The 18,086-nt window shown below is 67.5% G+C and carries 17 protein-coding genes; 16 read left to right on the top strand and 1 reads right to left on the bottom strand.

Translation table 11 applies throughout. The features are described from left to right. Nucleotides 1-14: 14 nt before the first annotated feature. Both L1081_RS09470 and yoaA read left to right on the top strand, forming a co-directional pair. Nucleotides 15-218 (top strand): YdcH family protein, encoded by a 204-nt coding sequence (locus tag L1081_RS09470; RefSeq protein ID WP_012747296.1) that lies wholly within the window; start codon nucleotides 15-17, stop codon nucleotides 216-218. Next, nucleotides 215-2,272, top strand: a complete 2,058-nt coding sequence (gene yoaA, locus L1081_RS09465; protein ID WP_489416182.1) for a DNA repair helicase YoaA — start codon at nucleotides 215-217, stop codon at nucleotides 2,270-2,272. Before L1081_RS09470 ends, yoaA begins: the two co-directional genes overlap by 4 nt. Before the next feature lie 78 nt (nucleotides 2,273-2,350). Here yoaA and bamD read toward each other — a convergent pair whose 3' ends face one another. Continuing rightward, nucleotides 2,351-3,157, bottom strand: a complete 807-nt coding sequence (bamD, locus tag L1081_RS09460; protein WP_489416181.1) for an outer membrane protein assembly factor BamD — start codon at nucleotides 3,155-3,157, stop codon at nucleotides 2,351-2,353. 56 nt (nucleotides 3,158-3,213) lie between these two features. Between bamD and L1081_RS09455 the strand changes: the two genes are divergently transcribed. The 14 genes from L1081_RS09455 (at nucleotide 3,214) to hflX (ending at nucleotide 18,024) form a co-directional block, all read left to right on the top strand. Next, on the top strand, nucleotides 3,214-4,197 hold the full coding sequence (locus tag L1081_RS09455) for an RluA family pseudouridine synthase (RefSeq protein ID WP_489416757.1): 984 nt from the start codon (nucleotides 3,214-3,216) through the stop codon (nucleotides 4,195-4,197). A 128-nt stretch (nucleotides 4,198-4,325) separates the two neighbouring features. Beyond that, nucleotides 4,326-5,171 (top strand): SMC-Scp complex subunit ScpB, encoded by an 846-nt coding sequence (scpB, locus tag L1081_RS09450; RefSeq protein WP_489416180.1) that lies wholly within the window; start codon nucleotides 4,326-4,328, stop codon nucleotides 5,169-5,171. Beyond that, nucleotides 5,168-6,982, top strand: coding sequence for a pseudouridine synthase (locus tag L1081_RS09445; protein WP_489416179.1), 1,815 nt, complete (start codon nucleotides 5,168-5,170; stop codon nucleotides 6,980-6,982). The genes scpB and L1081_RS09445 overlap by 4 nt, the downstream gene beginning before the upstream one ends. Before the next feature lie 151 nt (nucleotides 6,983-7,133). After that, nucleotides 7,134-7,559 (top strand): nucleoside-diphosphate kinase, encoded by a 426-nt coding sequence (ndk, locus tag L1081_RS09440; protein WP_012747302.1) that lies wholly within the window; start codon nucleotides 7,134-7,136, stop codon nucleotides 7,557-7,559. A gap of 21 nt (nucleotides 7,560-7,580) precedes the next feature. After that, nucleotides 7,581-8,729 carry a dual-specificity RNA methyltransferase RlmN gene (rlmN, locus tag L1081_RS09435; RefSeq protein ID WP_489416178.1) on the top strand — a complete coding sequence of 383 codons (1,149 nt, stop codon included), beginning with the start codon at nucleotides 7,581-7,583 and terminating at the stop codon, nucleotides 8,727-8,729. A 4-nt stretch (nucleotides 8,730-8,733) separates the two neighbouring features. After that, nucleotides 8,734-9,588 carry a type IV pilus biogenesis/stability protein PilW gene (pilW, locus tag L1081_RS09430; protein WP_489416177.1) on the top strand — a complete coding sequence of 285 codons (855 nt, stop codon included), beginning with the start codon at nucleotides 8,734-8,736 and terminating at the stop codon, nucleotides 9,586-9,588. Further along, nucleotides 9,581-10,540: a RodZ domain-containing protein gene (locus L1081_RS09425; protein WP_489416176.1), complete on the top strand. Its 960-nt coding sequence runs from the start codon at nucleotides 9,581-9,583 to the stop codon at nucleotides 10,538-10,540. The genes pilW and L1081_RS09425 overlap by 8 nt, the downstream gene beginning before the upstream one ends. Further along, complete coding sequence (ispG, locus tag L1081_RS09420; RefSeq protein ID WP_489416175.1) at nucleotides 10,537-11,817, top strand: flavodoxin-dependent (E)-4-hydroxy-3-methylbut-2-enyl-diphosphate synthase; 1,281 nt, start codon at nucleotides 10,537-10,539, stop codon at nucleotides 11,815-11,817. Before L1081_RS09425 ends, ispG begins: the two co-directional genes overlap by 4 nt. A gap of 12 nt (nucleotides 11,818-11,829) precedes the next feature. Next, nucleotides 11,830-13,152: a histidine--tRNA ligase gene (hisS, locus tag L1081_RS09415; protein ID WP_489416174.1), complete on the top strand. Its 1,323-nt coding sequence runs from the start codon at nucleotides 11,830-11,832 to the stop codon at nucleotides 13,150-13,152. 5 nt (nucleotides 13,153-13,157) lie between these two features. Further along, complete coding sequence (locus tag L1081_RS09410) at nucleotides 13,158-13,850, top strand: YfgM family protein (RefSeq protein WP_319432055.1); 693 nt, start codon at nucleotides 13,158-13,160, stop codon at nucleotides 13,848-13,850. Between the two features lie 7 nt (nucleotides 13,851-13,857). Further along, on the top strand, nucleotides 13,858-15,000 hold the full coding sequence (bamB, locus tag L1081_RS09405; protein WP_489416173.1) for an outer membrane protein assembly factor BamB: 1,143 nt from the start codon (nucleotides 13,858-13,860) through the stop codon (nucleotides 14,998-15,000). 48 nt (nucleotides 15,001-15,048) lie between these two features. Further along, nucleotides 15,049-16,392, top strand: coding sequence for a ribosome biogenesis GTPase Der (gene der, locus L1081_RS09400; protein WP_018902785.1), 1,344 nt, complete (start codon nucleotides 15,049-15,051; stop codon nucleotides 16,390-16,392). Between the two features lie 164 nt (nucleotides 16,393-16,556). Next, nucleotides 16,557-16,802, top strand: a complete 246-nt coding sequence (gene hfq, locus L1081_RS09395) for an RNA chaperone Hfq (RefSeq protein ID WP_012747311.1) — start codon at nucleotides 16,557-16,559, stop codon at nucleotides 16,800-16,802. Nucleotides 16,803-16,854: 52 nt separating this feature from the next. Beyond that, complete coding sequence (gene hflX / locus L1081_RS09390) at nucleotides 16,855-18,024, top strand: GTPase HflX (RefSeq protein WP_489416172.1); 1,170 nt, start codon at nucleotides 16,855-16,857, stop codon at nucleotides 18,022-18,024. The last annotated feature ends 62 nt before the right edge of the window (nucleotides 18,025-18,086 follow it).

Here is an 18,086-nt window from a genome sequence, read left to right as displayed (position 1 = left end):
TCGCAGCGCCAACGTTGGACTCCAATCTTCACTCCCTTTCCCGCCAATTGATCGAGCTGCGCATCGAACACGCAGACCTCGACGCCACCATCGACCGCCTGGCCGAAGCTTCGCCGCAGGACGAGCTGCTGCTGCGGCGCCTGAAGAAGCGCCGGCTTGCGCTGCGCGACCAGATCACGCGGCTCGAGAACGTGCTCGATCCGAAAGAACCCGCGTGAGCGAAACACTCGAGGACAAGGTGCGCGACGCCTTCGCGCAGGGCGGCGTCCTGTCGCGTGCAGCAGAGCAGTTCCGCGAGCGCTCGGGACAGACCGAAATGGCACTGGCCGTCGCCCGCACCATCGAGGACGGCGGCGTGCTGGTGGTCGAGGCCGGCACCGGCGTGGGCAAGACCTTTTCCTACCTCGTGCCGGCATTGCTGAGCGGCGAGCGCGTGCTGCTGTCGACCGCCACCAAGACCCTGCAGGACCAATTGTTCGGCCGCGACCTGCCGCGCCTGGTCGAGGCGCTCGAACTGCCGGTGCGCACGGCGCTGCTCAAGGGGCGCGCAAGCTATCTGTGCCTGCACCGGCTCGACCTGGCGCGCCACGATGCATCGCTGCCCGAACGTGGCAGCCTCCGCACGCTCGCCAAGATCGAGCAATGGTCCAAGGCCACGCGAACCGGCGACCTGGCCGAGCTGCCCGGGCTGGACGAGCGGTCGCCGCTCATTCCGCTCATCACCTCCACGCGCGAGAACTGCCTGGGCGCGCAGTGCCCGCAGTTCAAGCCCTGCCACGTCAACCTGGCGCGGCGCGAGGCGCTGGCGGCCGACGTGGTGGTCATCAACCATCACCTGTTCTTCGCCGACCTCGCGGTGCGCGAGACCGGCATGGCGGAACTGCTGCCGACCGTGAGCGTGGTCGTGTTCGACGAGGCTCACCAACTCAATGAAACAGGCGTGCAGTTCCTGGGCGCGCAGCTCGGCAGCGGGCAGGCCCTGGATTTCGCGCGCGACCTGCTCGGTGCCGGCTTGCAGCATGCGCGTGGTCTGGTCGACTGGCAGCAGCTGGTGGCGGCCGTCGAACGCGCCGCGCGCGAGCTGCGCCTTGCGGTCGGCAAGCAGTGGCCCGGCACCAAGCTGCGCTGGGTGGGGCCATCGCCGGAAGGCATCGATGCGCAGGTCTGGCAGGACGCGCTCGAAGCCTTGCAGCAGGCCTTCGAAATGGCCGCCGAAGGGCTCGACACCGTCAGCGAGATATCGCCGGATTTCGTGCGCCTGTACGAACGGGCGCAGCAGCTCGCCAAGCGCGCGGCACGCTTCGCGCTGCCCTGCGAAACCGACTCGGTGCGCTGGGTCGACGTGGGCACGCAGCTGCGCCTGGTCGAATCGCCGCTCGACATTGCCGAGGCCATGCGTACGCGGGTGCTCAAGATCGGCAGCGGCGCTGCCCCTGAGGACGACGAAGGGGAAGCAGTCCGCGCGGCGCCTGAAGACAACGGACGCGCCTGGGTCTTCACCTCTGCCACGCTGGGCGACGAGCCCACGCTGCGCTGGTTCACCGAGCCGTGCGGCCTGCGCGATGCAGAGGTGCTGCGGGTGCAGAGCCCCTTCGACTATGCCGCGCAGGCCGGGCTCTATGTGCCGCGTGCCTTTCCAAAGCCCAACGACGCCGCTCACAGCGCGCGGGTGGCGCAACTGGCCGCGCGGGGCGCAGCCGAACTCGGCGGCCGGACCCTGGTGCTGACGACCACGCTGCGTGCGCTGCGAGCCATCGGCGACGAGATGAAGCAGCAGTTCGAACGGCTCGAGGCGGACGTGCGGCCCGAGGTGCTGGTGCAGGGCGAGCTGCCCAAGCGCGTGCTCATGGACCGTTTCCGCGAAGGCGCGGAGGGCGGGCGCGCCGGCTGCGTGCTGGTGGCATCGGCATCGTTCTGGGAAGGCTTCGATGCGCCCGGCGATGCATTGCAGCTGGTGGTGATCGACAAGCTGCCGTTCCCTCCGCCCAACGACCCGCTGGTCGAGGCGCGCTCGCAGCGCCTCGAAGCCCAGGGACGCAGTTCGTTCAGCGACTATTCACTGCCCGAGGCGGCCGTGGCGCTGAAGCAGGGGGCAGGGCGGCTGATCCGCCGCGAAACGGACTGCGGCGTGCTTGCGATCTGCGACACCCGCCTGGTTGCCATGGGTTATGGCCGGCGGCTGCTGGCCGCGCTGCCGCCGATGCGCAGGCTGGAAAGCGAAGCGGACTTCGAGGCGGCGATCGGCGAGCTCAGGAATTCGCTCTCGGCCTGAAGGGTCGCGGAGCCGTTGCCGCAGCAGGCTCCGCAGACGAAGAAAAAGCCCCGAAGGGCTTTTTGTCGTTTCAGCGGACTACCAGACCTTCCACCACGGATCGTCCTTGCCCTTGAAGCCGCGCGCGAGGTATTCGCTGTTCGGATAGTTGGTGGTCAGCACGCGCTGGGCGTCGTCGCGCAGGTCCTTCATGCCGAGCGCATCGTAGGAGCGGACGATGATGTACAGGGCTTCTTCGAGCGCGGGCACTTCGCGGTAGTCGGACAGCGCAAGCTGCGCGCGGTTGATGGCCGCAAGGTAGGCGCCGCGCGAGTAGTAGTAGCGCGCCACGTGCACCTCGTACTGTGCGAGCGAGTTCACGATGTAGTTCATTCGCTGGCGCGCGTCGGGCGCGTAGCGCGACTCGGGGAAGCGCGTTGCCAGTTCCTTGAACGACTCGAACGATTCCTTGGCGGCCTTCTGGTCGCGCTCGGACAGGTCCTGGCGCGTCAGGAACGCGAACATGCCGAGGTCGTCGTTGAAGTTGATCACGCCCTTGAGGTAGAGCGCGTAGTCGATCGCCGGGCTGGCCGGATGCAGCTTCAGGAAGCGGTCGATGGTGGCGATGGCATTGGCCTTTTCGCCGGACTTGTACTGGGCGTAGGCCTTCTCGAGCTGGGCCTGCTGCGCGAGCGGCGTGCCGGCGGCGCGGCCCTCGAGCTTCTCGTACAGCGGCACGGCCTTGTCGTAGGCGCCGGAACCCGCTTCGTCCTTGGCTTCGGCGTAGATGCGGTTGGGGCTCCAGTTGGCGGTCTTGTCGACGGAGGTGGAGGAGCAGCCGGCTGCAAGCAGCGCTGCCGCGCTGAGCGCGATCCAGGAGGGGACCGATAATTTGGCGCGAAACATCACATACGGCTTTCATGAAACAGTTGCCCTCAATTATATCGACCGACCCCCTGGACATGGTCCCCGACGCCGTCGAGGCGGACGAGGGCGCCGACCCGGTCGAATCCAGCGAACTGCGGCCCTTCACGGTGGGCCAGGCCGAGCATGGCCAGCGGCTGGACCGCGCGCTGGCCGCCCTGGTGCCGGAATTTTCTCGCAACTATCTGCAACAGCTGATCGAAGCCGGCGCCGTGGAACTGCAGGGGCGCACCCTGCTGAAGGCTTCCGCCACGGTGCGCGCCGGCCAGACCGGCCATATCGAGCTGCGGCCGACGCCCCAGAGCCAGGCCTTCCGGCCCGAAACGATGGACATCGTCACGGTGCACGAGGACGAGCACCTGCGCATCATCGACAAGCCGGCCGGTCTGGTGGTGCACCCGGCGCCGGGCCATTGGAGCGGCACGCTGCTGAACGGCCTGCTGGCGCTCGACCCCAAGGCCGCGCTGCTGCCGCGCGCGGGCATCGTCCACCGGCTCGACCGCGACACCAGCGGGCTCATGGTCGTGGCGCGCACCCGGGCCGCCATGGATGCGATGGTGGCGCTGATCGCCGCGCGCGAGGTCAAGCGGCAGTACCTCGCGCTCGGGCACAAGCCCTGGGCCGGCGCGGCAGCCCGGCAGGTCGACGCGCCCATCGGCCGCGATCCGCGCAACCGTTTGCGCATGGCCGTGGTCGATCTCGAGCGCCATGCCGGCAAGACGGCACGCACGCTCATCGAGCGCCTGGACAGCAACGCGCAGGCTTGTGCCGTGCGGTGCACGCTCGAAACGGGCCGCACGCACCAGATCCGCGTGCACATGGCATCCATCGGGCATCCGCTGATCGGCGATGCGCTCTACGGCGGGGCGCCGGCCGCGGGGCTGGGGCGGCAGGCGCTGCACGCCTTCAGGCTCGCGTTCGTGCATCCCGTCACGCAAGCCGCACTGGAACTGCGCTCACTTCCGCCGGCCGATCTGGTTCAGGCGTTCCAGGGCCTGGGGCTGGATTACAATCGCGCCTGACGGCCCGAGGGCCGCGCCGGCCACCCCGATGCCGGCCTTGCGTTGCACTCGCCGCGTGCCGGCAGCGCCTTCTTTCCATCCTTCTGAACAAGCGTCCCCGAGACGCCTTTTCCCGGATAACGCAAACCATGAATACGGCGGATGCCAAGCGCATTCTCGAAACCGCCTTGATCTGTTCGAGCCAGCCGCTGCCGGTGCGCGACATGCGCGTGCTGTTCGACGACGAACTGGGCGTGGACACGATCAAGGTGCTGTTGCTCGAACTGCAGGAAGACTGGGCGCAGCGCGGCCTGGAGCTGGTGAGCGTCGGCAGCGGCTGGCGCTTCCAGAGCCGGCCCGAGATGCGCGACCACCTCGACCGCCTGCATCCCGAGAAGCCGCCGCGCTACACCCGCGCCGCCCTCGAAACGCTGGCCATCATTGCCTACCGCCAGCCAGTCACGCGCGGCGACATGGAAGACATCCGCGGCGTCACCATCAACTCCCTCATCCTCAAGCAGTTCGAGGACCGCGGCTGGGTCGAGGTCATCGGCCACCGCGAAACCGTCGGCCGGCCGGCGCTTTACGCCACCACGCGGCAGTTCCTCGACGACCTCGGCCTCGCATCGCTCGACCAACTGCCGCTGATCGAAACGCCGGCCCAGCAGGCGGCGCTGGTCGATGCGCTCGATCAGGCCTCGGGCAACCAGCCTGGGCTGCCGATGGACGTGCCGAACGAATCCGACGCCGATGCCTCGGGCATGCCGGAGGCGGACTCGGAAACAGGCGCGCCAGCCGACCTGGCCGCTACCGAGGCTCCAGAAGCCCTCGAAGCCGCCGCTGCGCAGTTCGCCGAGAACGCGGCCTCTCCCGACGAGCCCGCGGATATCCCGGCCCCCACGGAAGTCGAGCGTCCCGCCGTCGAGCTCGAAACCGAAGCCCCGTCGCCCGACGAGACCGATTCCCACGCTGTTCCCCCCGGAAAAACCTCATGAGCTCCTCCGACATCGACGACGCGGCAATCGTGCCGGCCCAGCCCGAATCCAAGAAAAAGAAGGCGAAGGCGGCCGTGTCCGGTCCGTCTGCGGACGCCGAAGCGGGCGTGCCCGCAGCCGAGGGCGGGGCGCCGAAGAAGCCGCGCGCCCCACGCCGCAAGAAGGCCGCCGAACCGGCGGCCGGGGAGGGAGAGCCCGCAGCAGCGCCTGCTGCGGCAACTGAAATTTCCAAGCCCGTGACCCAGGCGGCCGATGCAGCGCCTGCCGCCGCACCAATCGCCGGCGAACCCGCCACTGCCGCCGCGCCGGCCGCGCCAGTCGAACGCGCCGAACCCGAGGAGCGTCGCGTGGAAGACCGCGCTGAAGAGGATGCCCGCGCTCCCTCTTACGACGACGAAGAAGAGGAAGAAGAGCCCGACGAGGAAGAGGACGATCTCGACCGCGCACGCCGCGCCGCCGAGCGCGAGCAGCGCAACGCACTGCCGCCCGAGCCGATCCGCTTCGCGGACGTCATCTCGGGCCAGTTCGACGCCGACGAAGAGAGCCCCGAAGTCCCGCCCCTCAAGCGCGTGCTGCTGCCGGAAGCCGACTCGCCCAAGCTGCACAAGGTGCTGGCGCAGGCGGGTCTGGGCTCGCGGCTCGAAATGGAAGCGCTCATTCTCCAGGGCCGCATCTCGGTGAACAACGAGCCGGCCCACATTGGCCAGCGCATCCAGTACGGCGACCAGGTCAAGATCAACGGCAAGCCGATCCGCTACCGCATCGCGCCGCCTCCACCGCGCGTCATCGCGTACCACAAGCCGGTGGGCGAGGTCGTGACGCACGACGATCCGCAGAACCGCCCCACGGTTTTCCGCAAGCTGCCGCGCCTGCAGCAGGGCAAGTGGCAATCGGTCGGCCGGCTCGACCTGAACACCGAAGGCCTGCTGCTGTTCAGCAGCTCCGGCGACCTGGCCAACCAGCTGATGCATCCGCGCTTCGGCCTGGAGCGCGAGTACGCCGTGCGAGTGCTCGGTGCGCTCAATGCCGAGGAAAAGAAAAAGCTGCTCGAAGGCGTTCGCCTCGACGATGGCATGGCCCAGTTCGGCACCATCGAGGAGGGCGGCGGCGAAGGCTCCAACCACTGGTACCGCGTCACCATCTCCGAAGGCCGCAACCGCGAAGTGCGGCGCCTGTTCGAATCGGTGGGCCATGCGGTCAGCCGGCTGATCCGCATCCGCTACGGCGCCATGGTGCTGCCGCGCGGCTTGAAGCGCGGCGCCTGGATGGAACTCGACGAGCGCGACATCAACGCGCTGTTCCAGGCCTCGGGCGGCGGCGCGCCGCGTCCGCCACAGCAGCAACGTGGACCGGGCCAGGAAGGTGCCGGCGGCGGGCGCAACGGACGCAACAAGAAGCGGCGCGGCAACCGCAACGCCGGCGGCGGACAGCAGCAGCCGCGCGACATGCGCGATGACGGCCGCGAGGCGCCCATTCCCAATCCGCTCGGCGACGGCCGGCCGCCGCGCGGCGAGCGCGGTGGGCGTGGCAACCGCGGCGGTGGCGGTGGCAACGCCGGCATGCCGCCGCAAGGGCGCCGCGGCAACAGCAACAACAACCGCGGCAACCGCCAGGGCGAGGAGCGCCCGCCGAGCGGCGCGAACCAGCCCGATCCGATGAAGACCTCGCTCGGCTACATCGGCGCCGACAGCTTCTCGCGCCAGCGCAAGGAGCAGCGGCAGGGTCCGGGGCGCCGCGGCGGCGGCCCGGCCGGCGGCGGTGGCTTCGGCGGCCAGGGCGGCCCCGGCGGGAACCGGCGCCGCGGGCGCTGAAAGCCAGTTCTCCAGCGCAGCCTTTCGCGGGGTTTTCACCAATCCCGGGGATTGCGCCGGTTAAAATCAGAGGCTTTGTCGACTTACGATGCAACATATTCGTTGCAGTTGTGACAAATCACTTCAAAATCAAAGCTCAGGAAGCACTTCAATGGCTATCGAACGTACCCTTTCCATCATCAAGCCCGACGCCGTCGCCAAGAACGTCATCGGCAAGATCGTTTCCCGCTTCGAAGCTGCCGGCCTCAAGATCGTTGCCGCCAAGCTCGTGCACCTGTCGCGCAACGAAGCCGAGCAGTTCTACTCGGTCCACAAGGAACGTCCGTTCTTCAAGGACCTGGTCGATTTCATGATCTCCGGCCCGGTGTTCGTGCAAGTGCTCGAAGGCGAGAACGCCATCGCCAAGAACCGCGACCTGATGGGCGCAACGGACCCCAAGAAGGCGGCCCCGGGCACCATCCGCGCCGACTTCGCCGACAGCATCGACGCCAACGCCGTGCACGGTTCGGACGCTCCCGAAACCGCCGCCAACGAAGTGGCGTTCTTCTTCGCCGGCCTCAACGTCTACGCGCGCTGAAGCCGCACGCCAGCTGATTTCATGACCACGGCCAACCTGCTCGAATTCGATCTCGAGGGGCTGGCTGCGTTCTGCGAAAAGCTCGGCGAGAAGCGATTCCGCGCCACGCAACTGTTCCGCTGGATCCACCAGCGTGGCGCCAGCGACTTCGCCCAGATGACCGATCTGGCCAAGTCGCTGCGCGAAAAGCTCGCCACCACCGCTCGCGTCGAGGCCTTGCCGGTCATCACGCAGCACGAATCCAAGGACGGCACGATCAAGTGGCTGTTCGACGTCGGCGACGGCAATGCCGTCGAAGCCGTATTCATTCCCGAAGACGACCGCGGCACGCTGTGCGTGTCGTCCCAGGCCGGCTGTGCGGTGGGTTGCCGCTTCTGCTCCACGGGGCACCAGGGCTTCAGCCGCAACCTGAGCACGGGCGAAATCGTCGCCCAGCTCTGGTTTGCCGAACACTTCCTGCGCAAGCATCTCGCGCGCGACGAGCGCGTCATCTCCAACGTGGTGATGATGGGCATGGGCGAGCCGCTGCAGAACTACACCGCGCTCGTGCCGGCGCTGCGCACCATGCTCGACGACAACGCCTATGGCCTGTCGCGCCGCCGCGTGACCGTGTCGACCTCCGGCGTGGTGCCGATGATCGACCGCCTGGGCGCCGACTGCCCGGTGGCCATGGCCGTGTCGCTGCATGCACCCAACGATGCGCTGCGCGACGATCTCGTGCCGCTCAACCGCAAGTATCCGATTGCCGAGTTGCTCGAGGCCTGCAAGCGCTACCTGGTGCATGCGCCGCGCGACTTCATCACCTTCGAGTACTGCATGCTCGATGGCGTCAACGACCAGCCCGAGCATGCGCGGCAGTTGATTGAGCTCGTTCGCACCCATGGCGTGTCGTGCAAATTCAACCTGATTCCGTTCAATCCGTTTCCGGCCTCGGGCCTGCTGCGTTCGCCGCAGCCGCGGGTGCTGGCCTTTGCCAAGGTGCTGAGCGAGGCCGGCCTCGTGACCACCGTGCGCAAGACGCGCGGCGACGACATCGATGCGGCCTGCGGACAGCTGGCCGGCGACGTCAAGGACCGTACCCGCGCGGCCGAACGCATGGCCCAGCGCCGTGTCTCCGAGCGCACCGTTGTTCTGCATCCGGTTCGCAAGACCGCCCCCCAGGAGCATTGACCTAATGAGGATGGCCTTTCCGATGACGACCGCGAGCGCGCAGCGACTGGTGGCTGCAGGCTTTGGCGGCGTCGCAGTGGCGTTTCTGCTCGCGGGCTGCGTCAACACGCGAACCACCACCACCAGCCTGGCGGACACCAGCTCGGGCCAGGGTGCCGAGATGGTGACCGAATCCGACGAAAGCAGCCGGCAGCGCCGCGCGCGCCTGCGCATGGAGCTCGCCGCCGGCTACTTCGAGCACGGCCAGACCACCGTTGCGCTCGACGAGATCAAGCAGGCGCTGGTTGCCGATCCCAACTATGCGGACGCGTACAACCTGCGCGGCCTGGTCTACATGCGGCTCGAAAATGCGGGCCTGGCGGAAGACAGCTTCCGCCGCGCCATTGCCATCAATCCGCGCGATCCCAACACCCGCCACAACTACGGCTGGCTGCTGTGCCAGCAGAACCGCTACGGCGATGCGGCCCAGCAGTTCACCGAGGCATTGGCGGTGCCGAGCTATACCGACCGTGCCAAGACGCTCATGACGCAGGGTGTCTGCCAGCTCAGGGCGGGCCAGCGTGTCGAGGCGGAGCGCAGCCTCATGAAGGCCTACGAGATCGACGCCGGGAATCCGGTGGTCGGATTCAACCTGGCTTCGCTGCTGGTGCAGCGCGAAGAGTGGTCGCGTGCGCAGTTCTACATCCGCCGCGTCAACAACAGCCCTTCGGCCAGCGCCGAGACGCTCTGGCTCGGCATCAAGATCGAACGACGGCTCAACAACCGCGAAGCAGTGGCGCAGTTGGGAGGGCAACTGCAACGGCGCTTTCCGCAGTCCCGGGAGGCAATAGCGTACGAGCGCGGGAATTTCAATGACTGAACGGGTTTCGGAGTTCGGCACTTCCGCGGCACTGCCGCTCGAGGAAGGCGACATCACGCACAAGACAGCCGGCGACATGCTCCGCGAAGCGCGCGAGGCGCACGGTCTGCACATCGAAATGGTGGCCGCGGCGCTCAAGGTGCCGCCGCAGAAGCTCATTGCGCTCGAGGCGGACGACATCGCTTCGCTGCCCGACCCGGTCTTTGCGCGGGCCCTGGCCAGCAGTGTCTGCCGCGCCCTGCGCATCGATCCCGCGCCGGTGCTCGCAAAGCTGCCGGGCGCACAGCGCGCGGCGCTGGCGGTGGCCGACCGCACCCTCAAGAGCAACATCGTTTCCGGAACGCCGCGCTGGAACGGCGGGCGCTCCAGCGGGCTTCCGTCGCGCGCGCTGCTGACGGTGGTGGGGCTGCTGCTGGTCGGCGCAGCCGTGCTGTTCTGGCTGCCCCAGTCGGTGTTCGACCAGGTCGGGGCCTCGGTGTCGCGCTGGACGTCGCGCGGCGATGGCGACGCCAGTGCAGTGGCCGAGGGGCCGGCGGCTGCGCCGGCTTCGGGCGGGTCGTCCGTCGTGGTCGAGAGCGCGCCGGTGTCGCCGGTTGCTCCCCCAACATCGGCTGCACCCGCGGCGCCGGGTGCGCCCTCCGTAGCAGCCCTGCAGGCGGGCAGTGCGACCGCTGCGGCGCCTGCGGCTGTTGCTGCGGCACCTGCCAGCAGCCAGCAGCTGGTCTTCGTCGCGCGCGAGGAATGCTGGATCACCGTCACGGAAGCCGGCGGCAAGCAACTGCTGCGCCGCAGCCTGCAGGCCGGCGAAACGGTGGCATTGTCGGGAACGCTGCCGCTGTCGGTGGTGGTGGGGCGTGCATCGGCGGTCGATGTGCAGGTGCACGGAAAGCCCTACGATCTGAAGCCTGTCACGCGCGGCGGCGGCGTGGCGCGTTTCGAGGTGAAATCGTGACCGACTGCACTCCACAACCCATCGAATCGGCGGCGCCCAAGGCACGCCGTTCGCGCCAGGCCCAGGTGGTCTGGGGACCACGCACCGTGACGGTGGGCGGCGATGCGCCCGTGCGGGTGCAGTCCATGACCAACACCGACACCGTCGATGCCGTCGGCACGGCCATCCAGGTGAAGGAGCTCGCGATTGCAGGTTCGGAGATGGTGCGCATCACCGTCAACACGCCGGAGGCGGCGGCCCAGGTGCCGTACATCCGCGAGCAGCTCGACCGCATGGGCATCGACGTGCCGCTGATCGGCGACTTTCACTACAACGGACACCGCCTGCTCACCGACTATCCGGCCTGCGCCGAGGCGCTGAGCAAGTACCGCATCAATCCCGGCAACGTGGGCAAGGGCGACAAGCGCGACCGCCAGTTCGGCCAGATGATCGATGCGGCCATGCGCTGGAACAAGCCGGTGCGCATCGGCGTCAACTGGGGCAGCCTCGACCAGGAACTGCTGGCCAGCCTGATGGACATCAACAGCCAGCGCGCCGAGCCCTGGGATGCGAAGCAGGTAATGTACGAGGCGCTCATCACCTCGGCCATCGAATCCGCCAAGCTGGCCGAATCGATGGGCATGGCCGGCAACCAGGTCATCCTGTCGTGCAAGGTGAGCGGCGTGCAGGACCTGATCTCGGTCTACCGCGAACTCGCGAAGCGCTGCGATTACCCGCTGCACCTGGGGCTCACCGAAGCGGGCATGGGCACCAAGGGCACGGTGGCGTCTGCCACGGCGCTTTCCATCCTGCTGCAAGAGGGCATCGGCGACACCATTCGCGTGTCGCTCACGCCGCAGCCGGGCGAGTCGCGCACGCAGGAAGTGCTGATTGCCAACGAGATCCTGCAGGCGCTGGGCCTGCGCGTGTTCGTGCCGAGCGTCACTGCCTGCCCGGGCTGCGGCCGCACCACGAGCACCACCTTCCAGGAACTGGCCAAGCAGATCGACGACTACCTGCGCCTGCAGATGCCGGTCTGGCGCAAGAAGTATCCGGGCGTCGAGACGCTGAAGGTGGCCGTGATGGGCTGCATCGTCAACGGCCCCGGCGAGAGCAAGCACGCCGACATCGGCATCAGCCTGCCCGGCACCGGCGAGGCGCCCGCCGCCCCGGTCTTCATCGACGGAGAAAAGGCGCTTACGCTGCGCGGCGACAATATCGCCAACGAGTTTCACCAACTCGTCGAAACCTACATTCAAAAGCGCTTCGGCCAGCACCAGGCTGCCGACGTCGCCTGACCACTTTCTCCCATGGCTGACAAGATCAATGCCGTCAAAGGCATGAACGACATATTGCCGGCGAGCGTGCCGCGCATCGACCGCCTGCCCGATTCGGCCCTCTGGTCGTGGTTCGAGCAGACGGTGCGCGGGCTCCTGGCCCGCTACGGCTACCAGTACATGCTGACGCCGGTGGTCGAGCCCACGGCGCTGTTTGTGCGCGGACTGGGCGAGGTGACCGATATCGTCGAGAAGGAGATGTACTCCTTCACCGACGCGATGAACGGCGACAAGCTCACGCTGCGCCCCGAGGCCACCGCCGGCATCGTGCGCGCCATGGTCGAGCACAACGCGCTCTACAACGGCCCGCTGCGCCTGTGGACGATGGGGCCGATGTTCCGCCACGAGCGTCCCCAGAAGGGCCGCTACCGCCAGTTCCACCAGCTCGACGTCGAGGCGCTGGGCTTTCCCGGCCCGGACGTGGACGCCGAACTGATCCTCATGGTGCGGGCGCTGTGGCGCGAGCTCGGGCTGGTCGAGGGCGAGCACGTGCGCCTGGAGATCAACAGCCTGGGCCAGCCGGCCGAGCGCCAGGCGCACCGCGAAGCGCTGATCCGCCATTTCGAGGCGCATGCCGACGTGCTCGATGCCGACGCGCAGCGACGCCTGCACAGCAATCCGCTGCGTATCCTGGATACCAAGAATCCCGCCATGCAGGCGGTGGTCGAGGCTGCGCCCCAACTGATGGACTTCCTCGGCGAGGAGTCGCGCGCGCACTTCGATGCGGTGCGCGCCGTGCTCGACGCTGCGGGGCTGGCCTACCGCGTCAACCCGCGCCTGGTGCGCGGGATGGACTACTACAACCTGACCGTCTTCGAATGGGTCACCGACCAGCTCGGCTCTCAGGGCACCGTCTGCGGAGGAGGGCGCTATGACGGCCTCATCGGCCAGATGGGCGGCAAGCCCGCGCCGGCCGTCGGCTTCGGCCTGGGCATCGAGCGGCTGCTGCTGCTGATCCAGGAACTCCGCCTGCCGGTGCCCGCCGCGGCGCCCACGGCCTACGCCGTCGTGCCGTCGGCCGCCGCGCTGCCGCAGGTCATGGCCGTGCTCGAGCAGTTGCGCGCCGCTGGGGTCAGCGTGCTGCAGCATGCAGGCGGCGGCAGCATGAAGGCGCAGTTCAAGAAGGCCGACGCGAGCGGAGCGCGCTATGCGCTGATCTTTGGCGAAGACGAACTGTCGCGTGGCGAAGTCACCGTCAAATCGCTGCGCGAGGGCGGTGGCGAACAGGTGGCGCAGCCGCTCTCCGAGGTGGCCACCTGGGCCGCCACCCTACAATCGCCGGCTCCCAACATCTGATACGCATGGCAACCCATCTCGATCTCGACGAACAGGAACAGCTCGACCAGCTCAAGCATTTCTGGAACACCTACGGCACCCTGATCACCTGGGTGGTTTTGCTCGCGGCCGGGGCCTTCGTGGCCTGGAACGGCTGGCAATATTTCCAGCGCAACAAGGCGGCGCAGGCCGCTGCCCTCTACGACGAGGTCGAGCGCAGCACGCAGTCCGGCGACGTGGAACGCATCCAGCGCGTGCTCGGCGACATGAAGGAACGCTTCGCCGGCACCGCCTATGCACAGCAGGCGGGCCTGCTGGCCGCCAAGGCGCTGTACGAGAAGGGCAACCTCGAGGCCTCGCAGGCGGCGCTCGGCTGGGTTGCGCAAAGCGCTGTCGATCCGGGCTACAAGGCCGTTGCCAAGCTGCGGCTGGCGGCCGAACTGCTCGACAGCAAGTCGTACGACGAAGCGCTCAAGCAGCTCTCCGGCGACGTGCCCAAGGAGTTCGAGCCGCTCGTGGCCGACCGCAAGGGCGACATCTACATGGCCCAGGGCAAGCGCGCCGAAGCGCAGGCCGAATACCGCAAGGCGTGGACCGGCCTTGGCCCGGCATCCGACTACCGGCGCCTGGTCGAATTCAAGCTCAACGCCGCTGGCGTCGATCCGAAGAGCCTGGCACCCGTGATCACGGTCACGCCGGCAGCCCCCAAAAATTCCTGATCGCACTATGAATTTCAAGCGTTTCATGCCTGAGTCGTCCGTCCTGCGTGCAGGTTCGGCCATTGTTCTGGTCGCGATGCTGGCTGCCTGCTCGGGCACCAGCAAGCCCAAGCCGGCCGAACTGCCCGCCAACCCCGCGTTGTTCGGCGTGCGCCAGGCCTGGAGCGTGCGCATCCCGGCCGTGGGCTTCCCGCTGGCCACCGACGTCAGCGGCGACATCGTCACCGTGGCCGGCAGCGACGGCACCGTGGTGGCCATCGACGCCCGTGCCGGCCGCGAAACCTGGCGCGCGAACGCGGGTGCCAAGCTCGCAGCAGGCGTCGGCAGCGACGGCTCGCTGGCCGCAGTGGTCACCGCCGACAACCAACTCGTGGCCATCGAAGGCGGCAAGGTCCTGTGGAAGCAGCGGCTCTCGGCCCAGGCCTTCACCGCGCCGCTGGTGGCCGGCCGCCGCGTCTTCGTTCAGACCGCCGACCGCAGCATCAGCGCCTGGGATGGCCAGAGCGGCCGCCGCCTCTGGCTGCAGCAGCGCACGGCCGAGAACCTCGTGCTCAAGAAGTCGGGCGTGCTGATCGCCGTGGGCGATACGCTGATCTCGGGCATCGGCGGCCGGCTGGTCGGCATCAACCCGGCCAATGGCACCTCGCGCTGGGAAGCCCCCATTGCGGCCCCGCGCGGCACCAACGACGTGGAGCGCCTGGTCGACCTGACGGGCAGCGTGAGCCGCATCGGCGACACCGTGTGCGCCCGTGCCTACTACGCCAATGTCGGCTGCGTCGACACGCTGCGCGGCCAGCTGCTCTGGAGCAAGCCTGCCGTGGGCGCCGAGGGCGTCAGCGGCGATGAGGGCTTCGTCTACGGCACCGAGGCCGATGGCAGCGTCACGGCCTGGCGCCGTTCCGACGGCGAGCGCGCCTGGCAATCGACCCGCTTCAAGAACCGCATCCTGACCGGGCCGCTGGCGGTGGGGCGTTCGCTGGTGATCGGCGAGGACAACGGAACGCTCCACTTCGTTTCACGCGAGGATGGTGCGCTGCTCAATCGCGTCACGCCCGATGGCTCTGCCATTGGCGTCACCCCGGTGATGGCCGGCAACACGGTGGTCGTGGTGACCGCCAACGGCGGTGTGTTTGGATATCGCCCTGAATAACTCTTTGCAAGGCCCGACCATGAAAACCGCGCCCCTGAAAGGCCGGCCATGAAGCCGGTCGTGGCCCTGGTCGGGCGGCCCAACGTCGGCAAGTCGACCCTCTTCAACCGCCTGACGCAGACGCGTGACGCCATCGTCGCCGACTTTGCCGGACTCACGCGCGACCGCCACTATGGCAACGGCCGCCTGGGCAAGCACGAGTTCATCGTGATCGACACCGGCGGCTTCGAGCCCGATGCGGGCAGCGGCATCTACAAGGAAATGGCCAAGCAGACGCGGCAGGCCGTGGCCGAGGCCGATGTCGTGATCTTCGTGGTCGACGCCCGCGAAGGCCTCTCGGCGCAGGACCACGACATTGCCAACGAGCTGCGCCGGCTCGGCAAGCCCTGCGTGCTGGCAGCCAACAAGGCCGAAGGCATGCACGACGGCACCAAGCTGGTCGATTTCTACGAACTCGGCTTCGGCGACGTGCACGGCGTGTCCGCGGCGCACGGGCAGGGCATGCGCGACCTGGTCGAGCTGGCGCTCGCGCCGCTGAACCTGCCCGATCCCGACGACGAGGCGGACGAGGACGACGTCAACAAGCCCATCAAGCTGGCGGTGGCCGGGCGGCCGAACGTCGGCAAGTCCACGCTGATCAACACCTGGCTCGGTGAAGAGCGCCTGGTGGCGTTCGACTTGCCGGGCACCACGCGCGACGCCATCTCGGTGCCGTTCGAGCGCAACGGGCAGCGCTTCGAACTGATCGACACGGCCGGCCTGCGCCGCAAGGGCAAGGTGTTCGAGGCGATCGAGAAGTTCTCGGTGGTCAAGACGCTGCAGGCCATCGAGTCGGCCAACGTCGTGCTGCTGCTGCTCGATGCCACGCAGGGCGTGACCGACCAGGACGCGCACATCGCCGGCTATATCCTCGAAAGCGGGCGCGCGGTGGTGATTGCCATCAACAAGTGGGACGCAGTCGACAGCTACCAGCGCGAGCAGATCCAGCGCCAGATCGAGACCCGGCTGCCGTTCCTCAAGTTCGCATCGCTGCATTTCATCTCGGCCATCAAGCGCCAGGGCCTGGGCCCGGTGTGGCAGGCCATTGCGCAGGCCCACAAGTCGGCCACGCGGAAGATGTCGACGCCCGTCCTGACCCGGCTGCTGCTGGAGGCCGTGCAGTTCCAGTCGCCCAAGCGCGCGGGCATGTTCCGGCCCAAGCTGCGCTATGCGCACCAGGGCGGCATGAATCCGCCGGTGATCATCATCCATGGCAATTCGCTGGAGCACGTCACCGAGGCCTACAAGCGCTTTCTCGAAGGGCGCTTCCGCAAGGAGTTCGATCTGGTGGGCACGCCCTTGCGCATCCAGTTCAAAAGCTCGCAAAATCCCTTTGCAGACAAGGACGATTGAGCGCGCTTGGCTGCCGATGGCCGCTAATGAGCCATGGCCGGGTCGAAAGTTCCGCCTTTTGAGAGACGTTATTTTTCAAAGGCTTTTGACCCCGATTGCTGCAGCGCAGAAACCCTGTGTTAAGGTCATCTCTCCAACAACTACTCTTGAACACGGAGAATATCGTGAGCAATAAAGGGCAACTTCTACAAGACCCGTTTCTGAACACCCTGCGTCGCGAGCATGTGCCGGTCTCCATTTACCTGGTGAACGGTATCAAGCTGCAGGGCCAGATCGAGTCTTTCGACCAGTACGTCGTGTTGCTTCGCAACACGGTGACGCAAATGGTCTACAAGCACGCCATCTCCACCATCGTGCCGGGTCGTGCCGTCAACTTCTCGGCTGCCGAGAACGACGACGCCGCAGCCTGATCGCGCGGAGCGCGGCGGTAACCCCGCCGCGCTTTTTCCATATTGATCCCGCTTGTCTGAACTGAACTCCCGCCAGGAAGGCGCCGCCGTTCTCGTCGGCGTCGATTTCGGGCTGCCCCATTTCGACAGCGAACTCGAGGAACTCGGCCTGCTCGCGCAGACCGCGGGCCTCGCGCCTGTCGCGCGCCTCGTCTGCAAGCGCAAGGCGCCCGATGCGGCCCTGTTCGTCGGCAGCGGCAAGGCCGACGAAATCAAGGAACTGGCCGCCATGCACCAGGCCAGCGAGGTCATCTTCGACCAGTCGCTGAGCCCGGCGCAGCAGCGCAACCTCGAGCGCCAGCTCGACGTGGCGGTGTACGACCGGACCTTCCTCATCCTTGAGATCTTCGCCCAGCGCGCCCGCTCCCATGAGGGCAAGCTGCAGGTCGAGCTGGCTCGCCTGCAGTACCTGAGCACGCGCCTGGTGCGCCGCTGGTCCCACCTGGAGCGCCAGACGGGCGGTGCGGGTGTGCGCGGCGGTCCCGGTGAAAAGCAGATCGAGCTCGACCGCCGGATGATCAGCGAATCGATCAAGCGCACGCGTGAGCGCCTGGCCAAGGTGCAGAAGCAGCGCGGCACGCAGCGCCGCCAGCGCGAGCGCCGCGAGACCTTCAACATCTCGCTCGTGGGCTATACCAACGCCGGCAAGTCGTCGCTGTTCAATGCACTGGTCAAGGCTCGCGCGTACGCGGCCGACCAGCTCTTTGCCACGCTCGACACCACCACGCGCAACCTCTACCTGGGCGATGCCCGCAGGCAGGTCTCGATTTCCGACACCGTCGGCTTCATTCGCGACCTGCCGCACGGACTGGTCGATGCCTTCAAGGCCACGCTGCAGGAGGCTGTCGATGCCGACCTGCTGCTGCACGTGGTGGATGCCTCCAATCCGCATTACCCGGAGCAGATGGCCGAGGTGCAGTCCGTTCTTCGCGACATCGGCGCCGACACAGTTCCGCAGCTTCTGGTGTTCAACAAGCTCGATGCCCTTGAAACTTCGCAGCACCCGCTGCATCTGCAGGACGACATGGAAATCGACGGCGTGCGGGTTCCGCGCATCTTCCTCAGCGCCCGCAGCGGCGAGGGCCTGCCCCTGCTGCGCGCCGAGCTGGCACGCCGGTCGGGCTCCCTGGGCGATGCGATGACCCCAGAGGCCGACACTGAATTGCACGACACCGCCAATTGATTGGGCACAATCCCGCCACTGACAAGAGAACGAAGCGAATGAATGCAAAGCCAGCGTGGAGA

It is taken from the genome of Variovorax sp. MSC1_012 (assembly GCF_023667525.1).
GTDB classification, from domain to species: Bacteria; Pseudomonadota; Gammaproteobacteria; order Burkholderiales; family Burkholderiaceae_C; genus Variovorax; species Variovorax beijingensis_B.
This window is presented reverse-complemented; position numbering and strand designations above follow the sequence as displayed.